Genomic DNA, 16,897 nt, shown 5'->3' with positions numbered 1-16,897 from the left:
CGCGTCTAACCCGACGGCACCGGGCTGTCCCAGAAGTGTCCCAAGACTGCCCCGTGGATGCCGTGGCCGCGCCAACGCGAGCCGCTTTTCTGGGCGTTGTCAGGCACGACAACGGTGGAGACCGGAGAAGGGGTGCGATATGGCAGCAGGAAGCGTCACGTCGTCCGAGGCGGCTGGAGTGTCGATCGTCCTGGAGGCGGTCGACGAGGCCGTGGACACTGCGCTGGCCATTCGCCTGATGATGCCCGAACGCCCGGTGATCGACGCCACGGCCCGAGACCCGGTCGGTCACCTGAGAGTGCTGATGGTCGAGGAACTCGGCTTTGACGAGGACCCGGCCGTCCAGGCGCTGTTCCGAGAGGGCTACCGGGTCCTCGACCTGACGCGCCGGCCGACGGAGCAGTCCCCCCACTTCATCGCCTACCAGTACATGCGCGACGTCGGCGCGCTGACCAGACGCTTCGCCGACGTCTACCGCGCGACCCGGAGGGAGGACCAGAACGATGGCTGACCAAACCCCGGCCGAGCCGCCGGTGTGCCGGATCGCGGACACCAGCTGGGTAATGGTGTCCTGGGTGGCCACTGCATCGTCCAGCACGGTGGAGTCCAGTGCCCTGCGCTGCTTGCCCTTGAGCACGCCGGTGGCCCGCACGACCTCCCGCACCGCGTCGAAGATCCGGTGCGGACGGGCCGAGCGGGCCAGCCGCCGCCGGAAGTACGACAGCAGCGACGGATCGAACGCCGTGTCATGCAGGCCCAGCCCACATGCGGCCTTCCACCGCAGGTCACACCGCAATTCCTGAACAGTCTCGAAGTCCGACAGACCATGCAGGGACTGCAGCACCACCGCCGCGGCGAGAACCTGCGGCGGCATGCTCGGCCGCCCGTTCGCCGACGGATACAACAGCCACCAACGGCAAGGCCATGATTCTCAACGCGAAGTGGGCCCGGCACCACGCCGTGGCCCACTTCGCGCTGCGGGTTCAGCTGCAGCAGTCACCGCCGACTCGGCAGCCGCAGGCGTCTGCTGCGGCCGGCTGCGGGCGGGACTGCTGCGGCGGACGCGGGCCCGCAACAGCCCATGCCGTGCCACGCGTCGCGGCCTTCCTTAACGGTGGCGATCCCGAGGGCGGCGACGGGACCAGCCCCGCTCAACCTGCCCGCCTGGTGTCACATGACCGGCCACATCTACCTCGGCCCCGTGCCCGGGACCGAGCAGCCCACCTACGCCCTGCGCTGACCGCCGGCGCACTGCCCACCCGCGCTGACGCGCCATGGCATTCAGCCGCGCCGTAGTCCTTCCGGTGGCCACGATCGCGCAGTGACGTCGTGCCACTGCCTTACGGCGCGAACTGCTGCTTTGCGGAAGCTACTTCCCGTTCGACAGCGCGCATAGTGGCGCAGGTCACATAAAATGCGTCTCGCGATTCGAGACGTTCCGGCGCCGAGTCGGCTGAAATGGCATGCCAGGGCCCACCTGGACGTCACCTACCTGCTGTTAGGGCACGTGGAGGGCACGCCACTCTGGGATTGGTCTAGACAACAAGAAACCCCCGGGCTGATGACCTGGGGGTTCAGAGTGGAGCGGGTGACGAGAATCGAACTCGCGCTCTCAGCTTGGGAAGCTGATGTTCTACCATTAAACTACACCCGCGTAAGACGCCGACCACGGCCGGTGTCTGGACGCTCGCTCACTCTACCCCATGCCCGGCCCCCGGTGTTCGCGCCGTGGGGCCGGTGGCCGTTCCGGGGTGTGGATGCGGCTGCGGGGGGCGGGGGTTGGGGCGTACCGTGGGGCCGCCGGAGAGGGTGTGTGCGAGGGCGGAGTGCCGCCTGGAGAGTCGTCTCTTTCATCCCGTACTGTGGCTTTTGTCGTCAGGGTAGTACGCCAGACGCGGCTCTTGGGGAAGGGACTTGAAGGATTTGATGGAGCGCACCGTCGTCCGCTGTGCCGATGGGCACGTGTTCACCGCCACCTCGTTCCCGATGCAGCAGGCCGAGCGACTCGGCCCCGGCCGGCTCGTCCGATGTCCGCGGTGTGCGCGGCTGCGGAATGCCGTGCCCGTGGGCGCGCAGAAGCGGTAGCGGAGGAGCGGCAGCACAGACGCAGAGCGGGTCCTGGCGCGTGGCGCGGCGGCGGTTGTCGCTGTTCCGCGCGCCTTGCGTATCCTCGGTGCGTGCTTCTCTCAGACAAGGACATCCGGGCCGAGATCGACTCCGGTCGGGTGCGGATCGATCCGTTCGACGACTCCATGGTGCAGCCGTCGAGCATCGACGTGCGCCTCGACCGCTACTTCCGGGTGTTCGAGAATCACCGGTACCCGCACATCGACCCCTCCGTCGAGCAGGTGGATCTGACCCGGCTCGTGGAGCCGGAGGGCGACGAGCCGTTCATCCTGCATCCCGGGGAGTTCGTGCTGGCCAGTACGTACGAGGTGATCACCCTCCCCGACGATCTGGCGTCGCGGCTCGAGGGCAAGAGCTCGCTCGGGCGGCTCGGACTCGTCACGCACTCCACCGCAGGGTTCATCGACCCGGGCTTCTCCGGCCACGTGACGCTGGAGCTGAGCAATCTCGCGACCCTGCCCATCAAGCTGTGGCCGGGGATGAAGATCGGGCAACTGTGCATGTTCCGGCTCACCTCGCCGGCCGAGCACCCGTACGGGAGCGAGCGTTACGGGTCCCGTTACCAGGGCCAGCGGGGGCCGACCGCCTCCCGGTCCTACCTCAATTTCCATCGGACCCAGGTATGAGCGGCAAGAACGCAGGCGGGACGCGCGCATGAGTGATGTTCGGGAGAATCTGACCTACGAGCAGTTCGGCGTCGCCGTGCGCGAGCTGGCGCAGGCCGTCGCGGACGACGGGTACGAGCCGGACATAGTGCTCTCCATCGCCCGCGGCGGGGTCTTCGTCGCCGGCGGGCTGGCGTACGCGCTGGACTGCAAGAACATCCACCTCGTGAACGTGGAGTTCTACACCGGGGTCGGGACCACCCTCGACATGCCCGTCATGCTCGCGCCGGTCCCGAACGTCATCGACTTCTCCGACAAGAAGGTCCTCATCACCGACGACGTCGCCGACACCGGCAAGACGCTCAAGCTGGTGCGGGACTTCTGCCTCGACACGGTCGCCGAGGTGCGCAGCGCGGTGATCTACGAGAAGTCGCACTCCCTCGTCCAGTGCGAGTACGTGTGGAAGCGGACCGACGACTGGATCAACTTCCCGTGGAGTGTCTTGCCTCCAGTACATAAGTCTGGTTCACCGGCCAGGGTCAACAAGGAAGCTCTCTAGGGATCGCCAAAGTCGGGGGGAAGCGTGACTGCTCCAGATGTGACGGTAGAAGCAAGCTCGAACATCACAGTTCGGGGATGCAAGCTGCATCGAAGAACCATCGAAAAATGGGTGCGGGCGCTGCGATCAGGACTACCCGCTGAGGCGAAGGTCGATTTTTCGACTGAGCGAGCCATCACGACTTACAAGTCAAACTCTCTTGACGGTCTCGCTCAGGCGCTGGCAGAGTCCACCGAGCCAGGAAATGTTGAGGTTCTCGACAACCTTGTTATCTTTGCCAGCGATATTGGTCACAATCGCGGACCGGGGCCGCGACGCATAGCCCGTCTGGCTATCAAATCTGATGGCTGGGTCGCTTGTCATATTTCGGGCGATCCGAGTTGGGTGAACGCGCAGACTGCGGTGCTCCGTCCCCTGTTTGAGGAAGCCCGCCCTCGCAAGTGGGGTTTCTGGTATTCGCCCAGATGGATTTTCGCGGCCTGGGGGGTGTCTTTTGCTCTCATCTTCACTGCCCTTTTTGATTCCTTGCCGCTGACGGTCCTGATTGTTTTGGCTGGACTGGCTTGCGGGTTTGCCATTGGTAGTGTCCTCAGGCGCATTCTTAAGGTTGAGATATTTCTTACTCAAGATGAACTTGCATCATCGTATTGGCGTTTCACTGCAAATGAAATAGTGACGGCTGCTATCGCACTGCTGGCGATCGTTGTCGCTGTCATTTTTGGCGTAATTGCCCACAATGATTCACAAGATGGAGCTGGGGAAACGTCGGGGCTTGCTAGGTATTGGTGAAGTCGGATATTCGATATCACCATTACCCACCACCTTCCCTAGCTCCCATCCCGTCCGCCGTCGACCCACACACCGTGGAGCGGGCGTGGTTCAGGGCGTCCAGGTGGAGCGCGCCACTGTACGAACGACCTGGACGCCCTGGGCCGCGTCTGCTCGGCTCTGCCTGGGTCGACGGTGGACGGGATGGGAGCACCCCACGCGCACCCCTACGGGCCCGCGGTCGGCAACGGCGCCCCCTCCATCCCGGTGCCGGCCGATCCCCCGCCGGAGGCATCGTCTTTGACCGAGGGCCGCTCTATGCGGTGATCGACTCATGGCTTCCGGCCCTATCCACCTGTGGGCGCGCGTCGGCGCAGCGCGGGCGGAGCGGGCCGAAGGCAGGAGCGGCGCCCGGAGCGGAGCCGGGAAGCGCGCCCGGCGGAGCGGAGCGCAGCCGGGGCTTGATGAGGTAGAGAAACCTGTAACAGCTCACCCTGTTGTCTGGTCAGGACGAGGCTGCGTCGATGGTCAGGAGTCGGCTCGTGAATCCGGCTTGGCAAAGGCGCTCGTACGCCTCGATCACGTCGGCCGGTACGGGCTGGCTGATCAGGTAGCCCTCTTCCGGGTAGACCAACAGACGCTGTAGTGCGCCAACGAGCATGTCGATGACCATGCGGGCATCGCCGATGGAGTCGACGTACTCGCTCAGCGTCATCGGGCTGGACGCGCTAACGATCTCAACTTCGGGCCACAGCTTGCGCGCCGTCGCGTACGCCCGACGCTCCTCGTACGGCTTGCTGATCAGCAAGACCGAGGACACGTCAACGTCGGCCTCCTTCAACAGCTCCCGCGAGAAGCGGATGTTGTCCCCCGTGTTCCGTGCCCGCGGCTCCACCAAAACGGCTGAGCTGGGGACGCCAAGCTCAAGAGCCCGCTCCCGGTAGTGGACCGCCTCGCCCCGCGGCATGCGCTCTCGCGTCGTGGGGCTGGTGGCGCCCGTGAATACGATCAGCGGAGCCATGCCACGTTCGTACAGCTCGGCCGCCGTGTCGGCGACGCCCAGGTCGTGACTGCCGAGTCCGATCGCGACAGAACAAGGCCGGGGCGTATGGCCCATCTGGTGGTAGTCCCACAGACGTCGTGTGTCGGCCCAGTTCTGCGTCGAGATCACGGCTGGTCTTCCCTGTCCTTCGCTGAGTCTGGCACCTTGAAGTCGTACTCCCACGCGAAGCGTGACGCAGCATGCACACCGATGGCGAACTCCACCACGGTGCCGTCCGCCGTGTAGGTGGTGCGGTGCAGCTCGACGACCGGTTCCCCAGGCGGCAGCTGCAGAAGACTCACTTCGTCGGCCTTCGGGGCGCGGGCGAAGATCCTCTCCTGCATGTGATCGATCTCGTAGCCCGCGTCGTACAGCACACGGAAGCCACCACCCCGACCGGCGGGTCCCGGTGTCGGGTCAACGATGCGCGTGCCCTCGACATGCTCGGGCCGGTAGTAGCTGGTCAGAGTGTGCGTCGGCTGGTCGCCTTCCTTTACAAGCCGTGCGCGGGCGTAGACCGGGGCGCCCACCGGCAGGCTGTGTGCGGCTGCCACCTCCGCCGGCGCTTCAACGAGGCTGACCGTCTGAGTCTGTTCGTTGCGGCGGTACGGCCGCCCCGAAGCCACACGGTCCGCGATGAACGCCACCTCGTCGCCGTCCCGCCACTTCGCCTTGTCGTACCTGGCGATACCGAGTCGCTTGAGCGGGACTTGCTGCCGGACAACCGTGCCGTGACCTCGTGACGAGGTGACCAGGCCCTCGGCTTCCAGCGCCTTGTAGGCGGCGTGAACGGTCGCCTTGGAGCCTTCGCCAGCCTCGACCAGTTCCCTGATGTGCGGCAACTGCTGGCCCGGGGCGTAGTCGCCCCCCTTGATCTGCTCAGCCAGCTTGTCCGCCAGCTCCCGCCACTTCGGCGCCATCACGAAACCCCTCTCTACGAGGTCCAGTGAAACATAGTCCTAGGACTGTTGACAGTCCTAGGACTGCGGTGCACTATCTCTCTTGTCGCTCGCAGTCCTAGGACAGCGGGGATGTGCAGCTCTCTATTGGGCTGCTCTGTCGTCGAACAAGGAGTTCTCATGCCGTCCTTCAAGATCGACCTCTCCACCGCCGTGGTGTTCGTCGCGACCGCGCCGGAACCGAAGATGGCCAACAAGAAGACCGGAGAGCGGGCCGTCGACCGGGACACCGGTGCGGGACTGTCCACCGTGGGCCTGCTGGTCTCGGACGAGGGGGAGGGCAACCTCTACCAGGTCACTATCCCGGAGACGGGCTACCCCGAGGGTCTGGCCCCGGGCATGCCGGTCCGGGTGGTCGGCCTCAAGGCCCGTGACTGGGAGAACGAGTTCAACGGCCAGAAGCGGCACGGGATCTCGTTCCGCGCGGTCGCGATCACCTCGGCGGCCTGACCATGGCTGACCTGACGCTGTTGATCGAGGCTACGGGGGCCCTGGCGGGTGCCGGTGGTGTCAGCTACGCGAAGCACCGGGCGCCGCGCCTGTACTGGTCGACGGTGGGTCTGCCGCTGACGTGGGGCCGGTTCACCTGGTCCTACCGGTCCACGATGGACGTGTGCGGGCTGACCGTGCAGCCGTCCGGGCTGCGGGCCTTCATGACGCGCAACCTGTCCCGCCGTGAGGTGCGGCCGGTGCCGCCGAAGGTCCGCCGGGTCCGGCCCACCTCGACCGGGCTGCGCATCACGCTGCGCCTCCCGGCCGGCCTGGAGCCCGCCGACGTGGCCACCTCCTCGGAACGGCTGCGCCACGCCTTCGGCGTCCAGTCGGTCACCGTCGCGGAGACCAAGCCCGGCTTCGTAGAGCTGCGGATGACGGGCTACGACGTGCTGCGCCGGGTCCGTCTTCCGCGCTCCGCACAGCCCCGCGGGCTGCGGGTTCCGGTGGCGTTGCGGGAGGACGGCACGGTCTTCGAGCGGGACTACCGCGCGGTTCCGATGGCGCTGACCCTCGGGGCCACGCTGTCCGGGAAGTCCGTCTACCAGCGCAATCTGGTCAAGGGCCTGGCACAGCTCCCGGTCGGGTTGATCGGCATCGACTGCAAGCGCGGCGTCGAGCACAGCCGGTACGCGCCCCGCCTGTCGGCTCTGGCCACCGACCCGGACATGGCGGGACGGCTGATAGACGCGCTGGTCCTGGAGATGGGCGAGCGTTTCGATCTCCTCGCCCTGCACGGGGTCTCGGACGTGTGGGACCTGCCCGCGAAGCTGCGGCCGGTGCCGCTGGTCGTCCTGATCGATGAGGTGGCAGAGCTGTTCTTCGTCACCTCGAAGAAAGATGAGGCAGCGCGGGACCGGACGGTCATGCAACTGGTGCGGCTGGGTCAGATGGCCCGTGCGGTCGGCATCTACCTGGAGGTCTGCGGGCAGCGCTTCGGCTCCGACCTCGGCAAGGGTGCCACCGCGCTGCGTGCCCAGCTCACCGGGCGTGTGGTCCACCGGGTCAACGACAAACAGACCGCTGAAATGGGCTTGGGTGACATCGCTCCGGATGCGGTGATGGCGGCGACCTCGATCCGGGCCGATCGTCCCGGTGTCGCGGTGGCCGGTGACACCTCCGGTGGCTGGTCCCGCATCCGCACCCCGGAGACTTCGCCGGCCGATGCGGCGGCCGTGTGCCGGGAGTTCGCGCATCTCACTCCGGGGCTGCCGTTCCTGGCCCCGTTCCGGCCCCCGGCCCGGCAGATGCCGCCGATGCCCACCGTTCCGCCGCTGGTGTCCCCGCAGCCCTGACCGGAGGGAGGTGAAGAGCCGTGATCCGCTCGATCCGCATCGACGCCGTACTCATCCAGGCCGTAATTGCCGGGGCTCTGTCCTTCGCCCACCTGCACGACCTCGCCGAAGCGGCTGGCCAGACCGGGTGGAAGGCATGGGCCTATCCCGTCTCCGTCGACCTGCTCTTGGTCGCCGTGTGGCGTCGGCTGCGCACTGAGCGCTCGAAGCTGGCTTGGTTCTGGTTCCTGGTTGCCCTGGTCGCCTCTCTCGGCGCGAACATCGCGACCGCCGGGCTCCTCGACCTGGACCATGTTCCGGCCTGGCTGCGCATCCTCGTGGCCGGTTGGCCCGCGCTGGCGTTCCTCGGCGGCACCCTGCTGGCCCACACCCCGACCGACCATGCACCGGCCCCGGCGCCCGAGCCTCGGCCCGTACCGGTCGTCGACCGACCCGCGGCTCCCGAACCGACCCAGACGCCTGCTCCGGTCCCGGAGATCCCGACACCGGAGCCTGCCCCGGCCCTGCCGCAGGCCCCGGCCTCGACTCCCGCGGTCCCGCCTGCGCTGGTCGACCACGCCCGAAAGGTCGCCACCGAACACCGCACCCGCACCGGAGCCGACATCGACACGGCCACATTGCGCGATCGCCTCGGCATCCCGGAAGACCTCGCCGGCGCCATCGTTGCCCAACTCGCCTGAAGGGAATGACCTGCGTGCGCCCGAACCGCTTCTACGACGTCATCCGCGTTGGCCCGGTCCGAGTGGCCTCGTTCAACAACGGCCGGGGCCAAACCCGGCACACCGCCGCCTGCACCGCGCCGAAGTGCGGATTCTCCAACGAATACGGCGACCGGTCGGCCGCCGAACTCGCCGCCCGCACCCACCGCTGCGCCTGAAAGGAGGACCAAGCCATGCAGCTGCCCGAAGACCAGATCCGCGCCGGCCACATCCCCGCCGACCTCTACCGGCAGATCCCGCCCGGCACCGACATGCGACGCGTCGTGATCGTCCAAGAGGCGCCGCGTTCGTACAAGGGCCCGATCGTCCTCACGCTGGTCGTCCTCGCGGGATCGGTCGTGGTGCTGCTGGTCATCGCCTTCGTCGTTCAGGTCCTCGCCGGCGCCGCCGTTGCGGTCCTGTCGGCCACCGGCGGACTCGGCTACACGATCAACCGCACGTCCAAGCGCAAGACCCTCCGCAGCAAGTAACGCCCTCCGGGGCGGCCTCTCTCGCCAAAGATCCGCCGCCCCGGACGGCCACCACTTCCAGGCCCCAATGGACCCGAAAGGGAAGCCTCATCATGCCCCAGCCCGCCCAGAACACGCGCGTCTGCCGCGACTGCGACGGCTTCGCCATGGTCGCCATCACCACCGGCACCCGCCACGCCGACGGCTCCCGCGCCACCCTCCGGATCGCCTGCCCGGCCTGTAAGGGCGCCGGACGCACCGCCCCCGCCGCCCTGTACCGCATCGGGCGGTGACCACGTGACCGACACCGCCACCATGGCGGGCCTGGACCCGGCCACCCTCGCCGACGTGCTGAGGTTGGCCGGGTCCACCGGCTTCGACCGCATCCAGGACCAGATCCGCCGCACCGGCGGCTGCTCCGACCCCATCCACCTGACCGGCTCGACCGTCACCCGCGACGCCACCACCGGCAAGGTGTTGCACTCCTACTCGACCGACACCGAACCCGGCGGACGGCTCCGCCTCGCCTGCGGCAACCGGCGGGCCTCCCGCTGCCCGGCCTGCGCCTGGACCTACGCCGGCGACACCTACCACCTCATCCGCGCGGGCCTCGTCGGCGACCCCGCCAAGGGCACCCCCGAAACGATCCGGGACCACCCGCGGGTGTTCGCCACCCTGACCGCCCCGTCGTTCGGCCCGGTCCACAATCGCCCCGGAAGCCGGCCCTGCCGCTGCGGTGTCCGCCACGCAGAGGACGCCCCGGAACTGGGCACCCCGCTCGACCCCGACACGTACGACTACGCCGGGGCTGTGCTCTGGAACAACCACGCCTCCGAGCTGTGGCGCTACTTCACGATCTACCTTCGCCGAGAGATCGCCAAGCGCGCCGGGCTCACCCAGAAAGCCGCCAAGGAACAGTCGCGGGTGTCCTTCGGCAAGGTGGCCGAGTACCAGAAGCGCGGCGCCGTGCACTTCCACGCCGTGATCCGCTTCGACGGACCCGACGGCCCGGACGACACCCCGCCCGCGTGGGCCACCCTCGACCTTCTTACCGACGCGATCCACGGCGCCGCCGCCCGCGTGGAAGTCGACGTGCCCCCGGCCGGGGACCAGCCTGCCCGCACTCTCAAGTGGGGCACGCAGCTCGACGTGCGCCCCATCCGGGCCTTCGGCGACGGCGAGGACATCACCGAACAAGCCGTGGCCTCCTACGTCGCCAAGTACGCCACGAAGGCAGCCGAGACCACCGGCACCGTAGACCGCCGCATCGGCAGCAAAGACGCCCTCGTCCTGCTCGGCGTGCCCGACCACCCCGCACGGCTCATCGCCGCATGCCTCGACCTGCACGCGCTCTACCCGGACCGCAAGCTCCGCGACTGGGCCCACATGCTCGGCTTCCGCGGCCACTTCTCCACGAAGTCCCGGCGCTACTCGACCACCCTCGGCGAACTGCGCCAGACCCGCGCCGATTACCGGGCAGCCCAGCAACGCGCCGCCCTCGGTCTGCCCGACCCCGACGACGAGGACGCCACCACGCTCACCCTCGCCCACTGGACCTACGCCGGCCACGGGCACACCCCCGGCGAATCCTGGCTCGCCGCCAACATCCGCCGCGAGATCCAGCACAACCGCGAAACCGCCCGCGAAGAACTGGCAGGAGGTGCCCTTGATGAGTCAGACCAGTAGCCCGGAGTCCCGTAAGGCGACGGCTCAGCGTGAGGTCATGAGCACTGACGAGTGGCTGCGGATGCATCTTCGCCGTGCTCCTGAGCGTGATGAAGAGTGGGTACGCCGTGCCCTCGTGTTGCAGGGGCGGGCCTGATCGTCACCGCCAGACGGGTTCGATCAGGCTCGGGTCGAACTTCCGGCGTCCTCGTCCGGCCGGGTGAATGATCACGGCTGAGAGGCTGTGCAACACGATCTCCTGCTGGCGCTCCACCGGCAGCGCAAAGAACTCCTCGACGGTCAGGTTCGCCGCGTCGCCTTTGGCCTCGGCCTGCTTCTGCTCCTTGTAGAAGCGGGCCCGCTCCAGTTTAAGTTCGTCGCGCAGCCGCTCTTTGGCCGGCAAGAGCTGCAAGAGGGTGGCCACCGTGATCTGTTTCGAGCGTTCGGCATCCACGAGTTGGGTGATGTCTTGGGAGACCTGCTGCAACTCGTCCTCGCGCGGCCACCGCTGATCGACCGGGACGGCGGTTACTTCTGCTCGCGCGCGCTGTTCTTCGAGTGCGAGTTGGACTATGAGCCTGTCGACGGGCTCTCCAACCCGTCCGACCTTGCCGCATCCGCCGTTCACTACGGAGCACTGGTACGTGTATTTCGCGGCCTTCGAGCCTGGCTGCCAGCGGTTGTTGATCTGTCCTCGGATCTTCGTCTTGCACAGTCCGCACCGGGCAATGCCCGAGAGCAGGTACTTACGGGCGAGGGACTTGCCGGGATGCTTCTGCTTCCGCTCGGCGACGGCCGCGCAGACGGCTTCCCACTCTTCCAGGCTGTTGATCTGCTCCCAGTTGCCCTTGACCGGTTCGCCGTCTTCGCCGACCAGGATTTCACCGTGGTACGTGCGGTAGCCGACCAGTCTGGGGTTGGTCAGGATCTGCTCGACGTGGTGGTGGGCCATGCGCTTGGTGCCTGCGCGCGGGTTGCCCAAGCCCTGTTGCTGCCACCGGGTCCGGATGGTTCCGATGCGGACGCCGGCGAGGACTTCGCGCTGCGCCTCGCGGATGGCCTCGGCGGCCTTCGGGTCGACCTTGGTGCGGTCGTCCTTGCTCCAGCCGTACGGCGCTGGCCCGCCGCTGTCCTTGCCCTGTTGGGCCAGCTCTAGGTGCTTGCGCTTGATCCGGCGTGACGCATCGTGCGACGACTTGTTGGCGAACGCGACCATGATGCGGGCCATGGTGCGGCCGTCCGGAGAGCCAAGGTTGATGTCGTTCGTGACGGTGGCGAACTCCAGGCGGGGCCGCTCGTCGAAGATCTCGATGAGGCGTTCCAGGTCCCGCGGCTGTCGGGCTAGGCGGTCCAGGTCGTAGGCCACGATTCCGTCGATGAGGCCGGCGCGGAGGTCTCTCAGCATCAGCTCGAACTCGTCGCGCACGACGTTGCGCTTGAACGCCGATACGTCGTTGTCCTCGTAGGTCTTCACGACCTGCCACGACCGGAGATCCGCGAGGCGTTCGCAGTCCTGCTGCTGCCTGGCGACACCCAGAGACTCGCCCTCGTCGTCCCGAGAAATCCGGGTGTAGACCCCTACCTTGCGTGCCACGGTCGGCCCTCCCCCTGCCTCCTGAGCGGGGCCAGACTACTACCGTCATCGAGTCAAGTCAGCCTGGTCCGTCCTGCCTCCCGTCGTGCGGCGGGACGGGCAGGTGCTCGACGCCTGACGGGCCGGGAAAGCCCGACGGACAGGAAGAGGGGCCCCGGGTGTGACGACGTCACACTCGGGGCCCCTCCCTGGTGCTCGCCCGGGTCAGTACAGGCCCTTGAAGGTGTTCCAGCCGCCCGTGCCCACCAGCACCCGGGCCCCGTACGTGCCGTCTCCCGCGGACGCGTACCGCCACAGCTTCCCGGTGGTGTCCCGGGCCAGCAGGTCGGTGCGGCCGTCGCCGGAGAGGTCGCCGGTGCCGACGAGGGCGGAGTAGACGTTCCAGCCGCCGCCGACCCGCTCCCGCTTGGTCACACTGCCGGCCGCGGTGCCGTAGTACCGCCACAGGACACCGGCGGAGTCCTGGCCGAGCAGGTCGCCGCGGCCGTCGCCGTTCAGGTCGCCCGCGCCGGTGATCCACTTGTACAGCTTCCAGTTCGCCTGGATCCGCACCCGGGTCTTCAGGCGGTGGTCCGCGGTGCCCGCGTAGAAGTAGATGTCGCCGGTGCTCGTCTGGCGGGCGATCAGGTCGGTGAAGCCGTCGCCGTTCAGGTCGCCCGGTGAGGTGAGCTGGTCGTACTGCCCCCAGCCCTTGCCGATCGGCGTGTACGGCGACGACGCGCCGACGACCTTGCCGCAGCCGGGGCGGTAGGCCCGCAGCTCGTCGCCGGTCCGCACCAGTACGTCGGCGCACCGGTCCCCGTCCACGTCCCCGAAGGGCACGAGCACCGAGCCGGTGGCGAACGCGCCGGCCGACCCGGCGACGCGGGAGGACACGCCGCCGGTGCCGTCGCCCCGGTACATCGACACCGCGCCGTTGGCGTCGACGGCCAGCAGGTCGCCGAAGCCGTCGTCGCCCGCCATGTCCCGCCACACGGCGGCACCGCCGGTGACCGGCACGGTCCCGGAGACGGACAGGCCGGTTCCGACGCCGTCGGCGGGCTTCGCGGTCAGGGTCCAGGTGTAGGCGCCGTTCGGGACGTACGTCCCCCCGGCGTCCCTGCCGTCCCAGGTGGCCGACAGCATGCCCCGGGCCTCGCCGCCGGACAGGGTGCGCACGGTCTTGCCGCTCGCCTTGTTCCGCAGCGTCAGCGACCAGGAGGCGGCCGGCTTGGACAGCCACCAGCGCGACGTCCACGCCGCCCCGGTGGCCCTGAGGTTCAGGGCGGGCGTCGTCTCCGCGTCGATCACGGCGATCCGGGAGGCCGGGACGCCCGACGGGACGATCCGCACCCGGCGGTCCGCGCCGACGTAGGCGACGTGGCCGCCGAAGCGGTCCACGGTCCAGTCGGCCCGGCGCACGGTCCGGTCGCCCAGCTCGGCCGCGGGGACGAGCACGCGCCGGGGCAGGTCCGCCTCCGTGCCGCCGGCCGGCAGGCCCTCGTGCAGGTCGACGAGGGTCAGGCCGGCCGGGTCGGACTGGCGGACCAGGTAGCCGTCGCCGAGGAGCGTCTTGCCGGTGCCGAGCCTCAGGGTGCGCTTGGCCTCACGGTCGTAGACGCCGCCGCCCGGGTAGTTGGGCCAGGAGTCGTCGCACTGCCAGTACACCCAGCGCCCGACGGCCTGCAGCTCGCGCGGGACGCACCCCGCGTCGAAGGTCTCGCCCGCGGCGCCCGTCGACAGGTTCTTCGCCGACACCGTGGTCGGCAGTTCCAGGCGTGGGTCGTCCCAGCTCCCGGTGGCGCTCCACAGGGTGCTGCCCCACAGGGAGGCCGCGACCGTCCCCCGCTTCTCCAGGACGCTTCCGGTGTCGCCGTCCGCGAACCGGAGGACGGCCTGCGCACCGCCCGACGCCTCGTCCACGACGCCGTACCGGCCGGAGAGGTCGACGAGTTCCGGGCTGTGCTGTCCGGAGGTCACCCGCGGGCCCCAGGACGTGTCGCCGTTGGTGTGGAGCACGGTGACGCCCTGCTCGGTCGCCGCCTTGCGGCCGTGGTGTCCGTCACCGCCGGCGAACATGGTCACGCAGGGACCGTTCTCGGAGTCGCCGCAGTCGGCGTCCCGGCCGCTCACGAGACCGTCGACGGTCGACTTCAGCTCCTCGGGGCGGCCGGAGGTCTTCAGCCAGGTGCTGCGGTAGGCGCCGACGTAGGTGCCCGGCATGTAGAGCTTCGAGTCGTCGGCCGTGGTGAGGATGCCGCTGCCCAGGGAGATGCCGAAGGGATCGGCCTCCCGGTCCTCGATGTCCGCGACGCGCTTGCGGGTGACGGTGCCGTCGGCGGCGGGCGTGAGGAGGTAGTACCCCCAGTCGAGCGGTCCGTAGTCGGTCTTCTGCTCGGCGCCGGCCACCAGCAGCGAGCCGCCGGGGGTGCGGTCCACGGAGGGGGAGGCGACGGCCAGCAGGGTCTTCGCGTTCCCCTCGGTGTCCTCCAGGTAGAGCCCGTTGCCGCGGTACTCGTTGTCCCCGGGGTTCGGCGGGGTCACGGTGGCGAAGCCCCCGCCGAAGGGCAGGATCGTGTCGTCGTACGTGCCCACGTCCCGCAGGTCGACGGTGACCGGCTCCGCGTCCAGGTCGTCGCGGCGGTACACCTGGGCGGCGTACGGCTCCGGGGCGCCGAGGTGGAAGACGGTGTCCCCGTCGAACCGGACGGCCTCGCCGTGGGGGGAGAGTGTCTTCAGGGACCCGGTGGCGAGGTCGACGACCCACCACCCCTGGGACATCGTGCTGTCCTCCCACTTGATCGCGCGGACGGCCACGGACCGGGCGTCGCCCCCGCTGACGCTCAGGTGCCACCCCTCCGGCAGCCCCTGCAGCTTCCGGTCCCGCACCGCGCCGTTCTCCAGGCGCAGCAGGTGCAGGCCGGTCACGGCGTTCTCGGGGCCGGTGCGGGTGATGACGGTGTCGCCGTAGGTCGCGACGTACGTCTGGCCGTCGGGGACCGGGACCGTGACCTTCGCCCCGTCGCCGGCCCGCTGCTGGAGCGTGACGTGCGGGGCGGGGGACGGCGCGTAGAGGGCGACGGTGTCGGAGCCGTGGCCGAAGTCCCCCGGGTGGCGGTCGAAGCGGCGGTCGTCGACGTCGTAGGCGAGCGGCTCGGGCAGGCGGTGGTCGAGGACGGTGGTCGCGCCGGTGGCGTAGTCGATCCAGCGGAGGCGGTCGTCGCCTTCCTGCGCGGTGAGGAACCCGGTCTCGCCGGCGTTCAGGACGAGGGTGGCGCGGGGCACGAAGCGGGCGCCCGGGCTGACGACGACGGGGTCGGCGGACGCGGCGGACACGGCGGGGGCGGCGGCCGTCCCCGTGGCGGCGCCGAGGCCGGCGGTCACGGCGAGCGTGACGGTGAGAGCGGTACGGCCGAGCACACGCCGACGGCGCACGGCCCGCTTGTCGAGCGGACGAGTCACGAAAGGAGTCCCTCCCCAGGGCGGTCACGCAGGGGGGCGTTTCACGTCTTCGCCGCTCGTCCCGCGTGAGCAGGGCGACAGTAGCACCAGGGGATCACCGTGCGGCAGGGGAAAGGCCCCCGGTGCGGGACACCGGGGGCCTCTTCCGTGGCGGTCGGTCAGAACGTGCCGAGCTTCACGATCGACAGCAGGGCGATCAGCTGGATCGCGGAGGCGCCGAGCGCCTTCGGCCAGGGCAGGTCGTGGGAGCGGCTGACCATCAGCGTCAGCAGGGCCCCGGCCGCGACCCAGGTGGCCCAGCCGAGGATCTGGACGAAGGGCGCGTCGCCGCCCGCGAACATCGCGACGACCAGGCGCGGGGCGTCGGTGAGGGACATGATCAGCATGGAGAGGCCGACCGTGGGCTGCCAGGCGCCGTCGCCGCCGAGCTGGCGGGCCAGGGTGTGGGTGACCACGCCCAGGATGAAGGCGCTGAGTACCAGGGCCACCGCCGTGGTCAGGACGATCGGGACGGCGTTGGAGAGGGTGGCGTTGATGGCGTCCTCGCGGGCGCCGTCGAAGCCGAAGACCGCCAGCAGGCCGTAGAGGAACGTCACGATGAGCGCCGGGGCCCACATCGCGTAGTCCCGCATCTGGAGGAAGGTCTGGTTGGGCGCGAGGACGACGCCCTTCAGGAGGTCCTTCCAGTGCAGGCGGGGGCCGACGGGGCCGGGCGCGGGGGCGGAACCGGCGCGGTAGGTGTCGCCCTGGTTGTAGGGGTCGTCGACCGTGAACGCCTGGGTGTGGCCCGGGTTGTTGGCCGCGTACGGGTCGTACGGGGCCTGCTGGGGGTGCCCGCCGTGGCCCCCGGGGCCGTAGCCGCCGTCGCCGAAGTACTCCGGCTCGCCGTGGCCGCCGCCGGGTGCCTGCGGCCACGGGGATCCGCCCGGGGCGCCACCCCCGTACGGAGGCTGCGGGTACGGCTGCCGAGGCGTCGCCGGACCGCCGTACGACGGTCCCTGGGGCGCCTGCTGTCCGTACGGAGGGCGTTGTGGTTGCGCGTGTGGAGCGCCGTTGTCCCGGCCGCGTCCGATCCTGAATCCAGCCACGCCTTCGAACGTACCTGGTCCCGGAGAGTGACGTGCGGGGTCCGGCCGTTCGGGGGACCTTTGCGGCCGAGCTGTGACATCCCCTACGGGTGCT

Annotated in this window: 16 protein-coding genes, 1 tRNA gene and 1 pseudogene; 11 read left to right on the top strand and 7 right to left on the bottom strand. The window is 69.2% G+C overall.

The window, feature by feature from the left end:
* The first annotated feature begins 139 nt into the window (after positions 1–139).
* On the top strand, positions 140–511 hold the full coding sequence (locus tag Sdi02f_RS35930) for a hypothetical protein (protein WP_167458185.1): 372 nt from the start codon (positions 140–142) through the stop codon (positions 509–511).
* Between the two features lie 27 nt (positions 512–538).
* Here Sdi02f_RS35930 and Sdi02f_RS17860 read toward each other — a convergent pair.
* Positions 539–904, bottom strand: a pseudogene (locus tag Sdi02f_RS17860) (transposase); the annotation flags it as partial.
* A gap of 676 nt (positions 905–1,580) precedes the next feature.
* Positions 1,581–1,654, bottom strand: a tRNA-Gly gene (locus Sdi02f_RS17845).
* Positions 1,655–2,177: 523 nt separating this feature from the next.
* On the opposite strand from Sdi02f_RS17845, the gene dcd reads away from it, so the two are divergent.
* Genes dcd through Sdi02f_RS35665 form a run of 3 tightly spaced genes read left to right on the top strand, consistent with a single transcriptional unit; the run spans position 2,178 to position 4,080 of the window.
* The gene (dcd, locus tag Sdi02f_RS17840; RefSeq protein ID WP_030401434.1) at positions 2,178–2,753 is read left to right on the top strand and encodes a dCTP deaminase; all 576 of its coding nucleotides are present in this window, start codon (positions 2,178–2,180) and stop codon (positions 2,751–2,753) included.
* A gap of 28 nt (positions 2,754–2,781) precedes the next feature.
* Positions 2,782–3,291, top strand: coding sequence for a phosphoribosyltransferase (locus Sdi02f_RS17835; protein ID WP_108933650.1), 510 nt, complete (start codon positions 2,782–2,784; stop codon positions 3,289–3,291).
* Between the two features lie 24 nt (positions 3,292–3,315).
* Positions 3,316–4,080, top strand: coding sequence for a hypothetical protein (locus Sdi02f_RS35665; protein WP_159107660.1), 765 nt, complete (start codon positions 3,316–3,318; stop codon positions 4,078–4,080).
* A 484-nt stretch (positions 4,081–4,564) separates the two neighbouring features.
* On the opposite strand, the gene Sdi02f_RS17830 is transcribed toward Sdi02f_RS35665, so the two are convergent.
* On the bottom strand, positions 4,565–5,230 hold the full coding sequence (locus Sdi02f_RS17830) for a YdcF family protein (RefSeq protein WP_108933649.1): 666 nt from the start codon (positions 5,228–5,230) through the stop codon (positions 4,565–4,567).
* Complete coding sequence (locus Sdi02f_RS17825) at positions 5,227–6,021, bottom strand: GntR family transcriptional regulator (RefSeq protein ID WP_108933648.1); 795 nt, start codon at positions 6,019–6,021, stop codon at positions 5,227–5,229. The genes Sdi02f_RS17830 and Sdi02f_RS17825 overlap by 4 nt, the downstream gene beginning before the upstream one ends.
* A gap of 159 nt (positions 6,022–6,180) precedes the next feature.
* Here Sdi02f_RS17825 and Sdi02f_RS17820 point away from each other — a divergent pair, with 159 nt between their 5' ends.
* From Sdi02f_RS17820 to repSA, 7 genes are all read left to right on the top strand, one after another.
* The gene (locus tag Sdi02f_RS17820; RefSeq protein ID WP_052836754.1) at positions 6,181–6,510 is read left to right on the top strand and encodes an SCO3933 family regulatory protein; all 330 of its coding nucleotides are present in this window, start codon (positions 6,181–6,183) and stop codon (positions 6,508–6,510) included.
* 2 nt (positions 6,511–6,512) lie between these two features.
* Positions 6,513–7,847 carry an FtsK/SpoIIIE domain-containing protein gene (locus Sdi02f_RS17815; protein WP_108933647.1) on the top strand — a complete coding sequence of 445 codons (1,335 nt, stop codon included), beginning with the start codon at positions 6,513–6,515 and terminating at the stop codon, positions 7,845–7,847.
* A 20-nt stretch (positions 7,848–7,867) separates the two neighbouring features.
* Positions 7,868–8,527 (top strand): DUF2637 domain-containing protein, encoded by a 660-nt coding sequence (locus tag Sdi02f_RS17810; protein ID WP_052836758.1) that lies wholly within the window; start codon positions 7,868–7,870, stop codon positions 8,525–8,527.
* A gap of 14 nt (positions 8,528–8,541) precedes the next feature.
* Positions 8,542–8,724 carry a mobile element transfer protein gene (locus Sdi02f_RS17805; protein WP_052836926.1) on the top strand — a complete coding sequence of 61 codons (183 nt, stop codon included), beginning with the start codon at positions 8,542–8,544 and terminating at the stop codon, positions 8,722–8,724.
* Positions 8,725–8,739: 15 nt separating this feature from the next.
* Positions 8,740–9,036, top strand: a complete 297-nt coding sequence (locus tag Sdi02f_RS17800; protein WP_052836760.1) for a hypothetical protein — start codon at positions 8,740–8,742, stop codon at positions 9,034–9,036.
* Positions 9,037–9,128: 92 nt separating this feature from the next.
* Positions 9,129–9,308: a hypothetical protein gene (locus Sdi02f_RS17795; protein ID WP_052836762.1), complete on the top strand. Its 180-nt coding sequence runs from the start codon at positions 9,129–9,131 to the stop codon at positions 9,306–9,308.
* 4 nt (positions 9,309–9,312) lie between these two features.
* Positions 9,313–10,701 (top strand): replication initiator protein RepSA, encoded by a 1,389-nt coding sequence (gene repSA / locus Sdi02f_RS17790; protein WP_108933646.1) that lies wholly within the window; start codon positions 9,313–9,315, stop codon positions 10,699–10,701.
* Between the two features lie 139 nt (positions 10,702–10,840).
* On the opposite strand, the gene Sdi02f_RS17785 is transcribed toward repSA, so the two are convergent.
* The 3 genes from Sdi02f_RS17785 to Sdi02f_RS17775 form a co-directional block, all read right to left on the bottom strand.
* Positions 10,841–12,274, bottom strand: coding sequence for a recombinase family protein (locus Sdi02f_RS17785; protein ID WP_108933645.1), 1,434 nt, complete (start codon positions 12,272–12,274; stop codon positions 10,841–10,843).
* A 204-nt stretch (positions 12,275–12,478) separates the two neighbouring features.
* The gene (locus Sdi02f_RS17780) at positions 12,479–15,715 is read right to left on the bottom strand and encodes an FG-GAP-like repeat-containing protein (RefSeq protein WP_108933644.1); all 3,237 of its coding nucleotides are present in this window, start codon (positions 15,713–15,715) and stop codon (positions 12,479–12,481) included.
* 158 nt (positions 15,716–15,873) lie between these two features.
* A complete protein-coding gene (locus Sdi02f_RS17775; RefSeq protein WP_030401431.1) occupies positions 15,874–16,803 on the bottom strand; it encodes a Yip1 family protein in 930 nt (309 codons plus the stop codon).
* Between the last annotated feature and the right edge of the window lie 94 nt (positions 16,804–16,897).

Origin of the sequence: Streptomyces ardesiacus (assembly GCF_003112575.1) — a bacterium.
GTDB lineage: Bacteria > Actinomycetota > Actinomycetes > Streptomycetales > Streptomycetaceae > Streptomyces > Streptomyces ardesiacus.
The sequence above is the reverse complement of the archived record's forward strand: the minus strand, read 5'-3'. Positions and strand labels throughout refer to the sequence as shown.

Bases quoted from the DNA above. Each gene is read 5' to 3' on its own strand.
- Sdi02f_RS35930 (WP_167458185.1), top strand. From the start codon at position 140: ATGGCAGCAGGAAGCGTCACGTCGTCCGAGGCGGCTGGAGTGTCGATC.
- Sdi02f_RS17835 (WP_108933650.1), top strand. From the start codon at position 2,782: ATGAGTGATGTTCGGGAGAATCTGACCTACGAGCAGTTCGGCGTCGCC.
- Sdi02f_RS17825 (WP_108933648.1), bottom strand. From the start codon at position 6,021: ATGGCGCCGAAGTGGCGGGAGCTGGCGGACAAGCTGGCTGAGCAGATC.
- Sdi02f_RS17820 (WP_052836754.1), top strand. From the start codon at position 6,181: ATGCCGTCCTTCAAGATCGACCTCTCCACCGCCGTGGTGTTCGTCGCG.
- Sdi02f_RS17815 (WP_108933647.1), top strand. From the start codon at position 6,513: ATGGCTGACCTGACGCTGTTGATCGAGGCTACGGGGGCCCTGGCGGGT.
- Sdi02f_RS17800 (WP_052836760.1), top strand. From the start codon at position 8,740: ATGCAGCTGCCCGAAGACCAGATCCGCGCCGGCCACATCCCCGCCGAC.
- Sdi02f_RS17795 (WP_052836762.1), top strand. From the start codon at position 9,129: ATGCCCCAGCCCGCCCAGAACACGCGCGTCTGCCGCGACTGCGACGGC.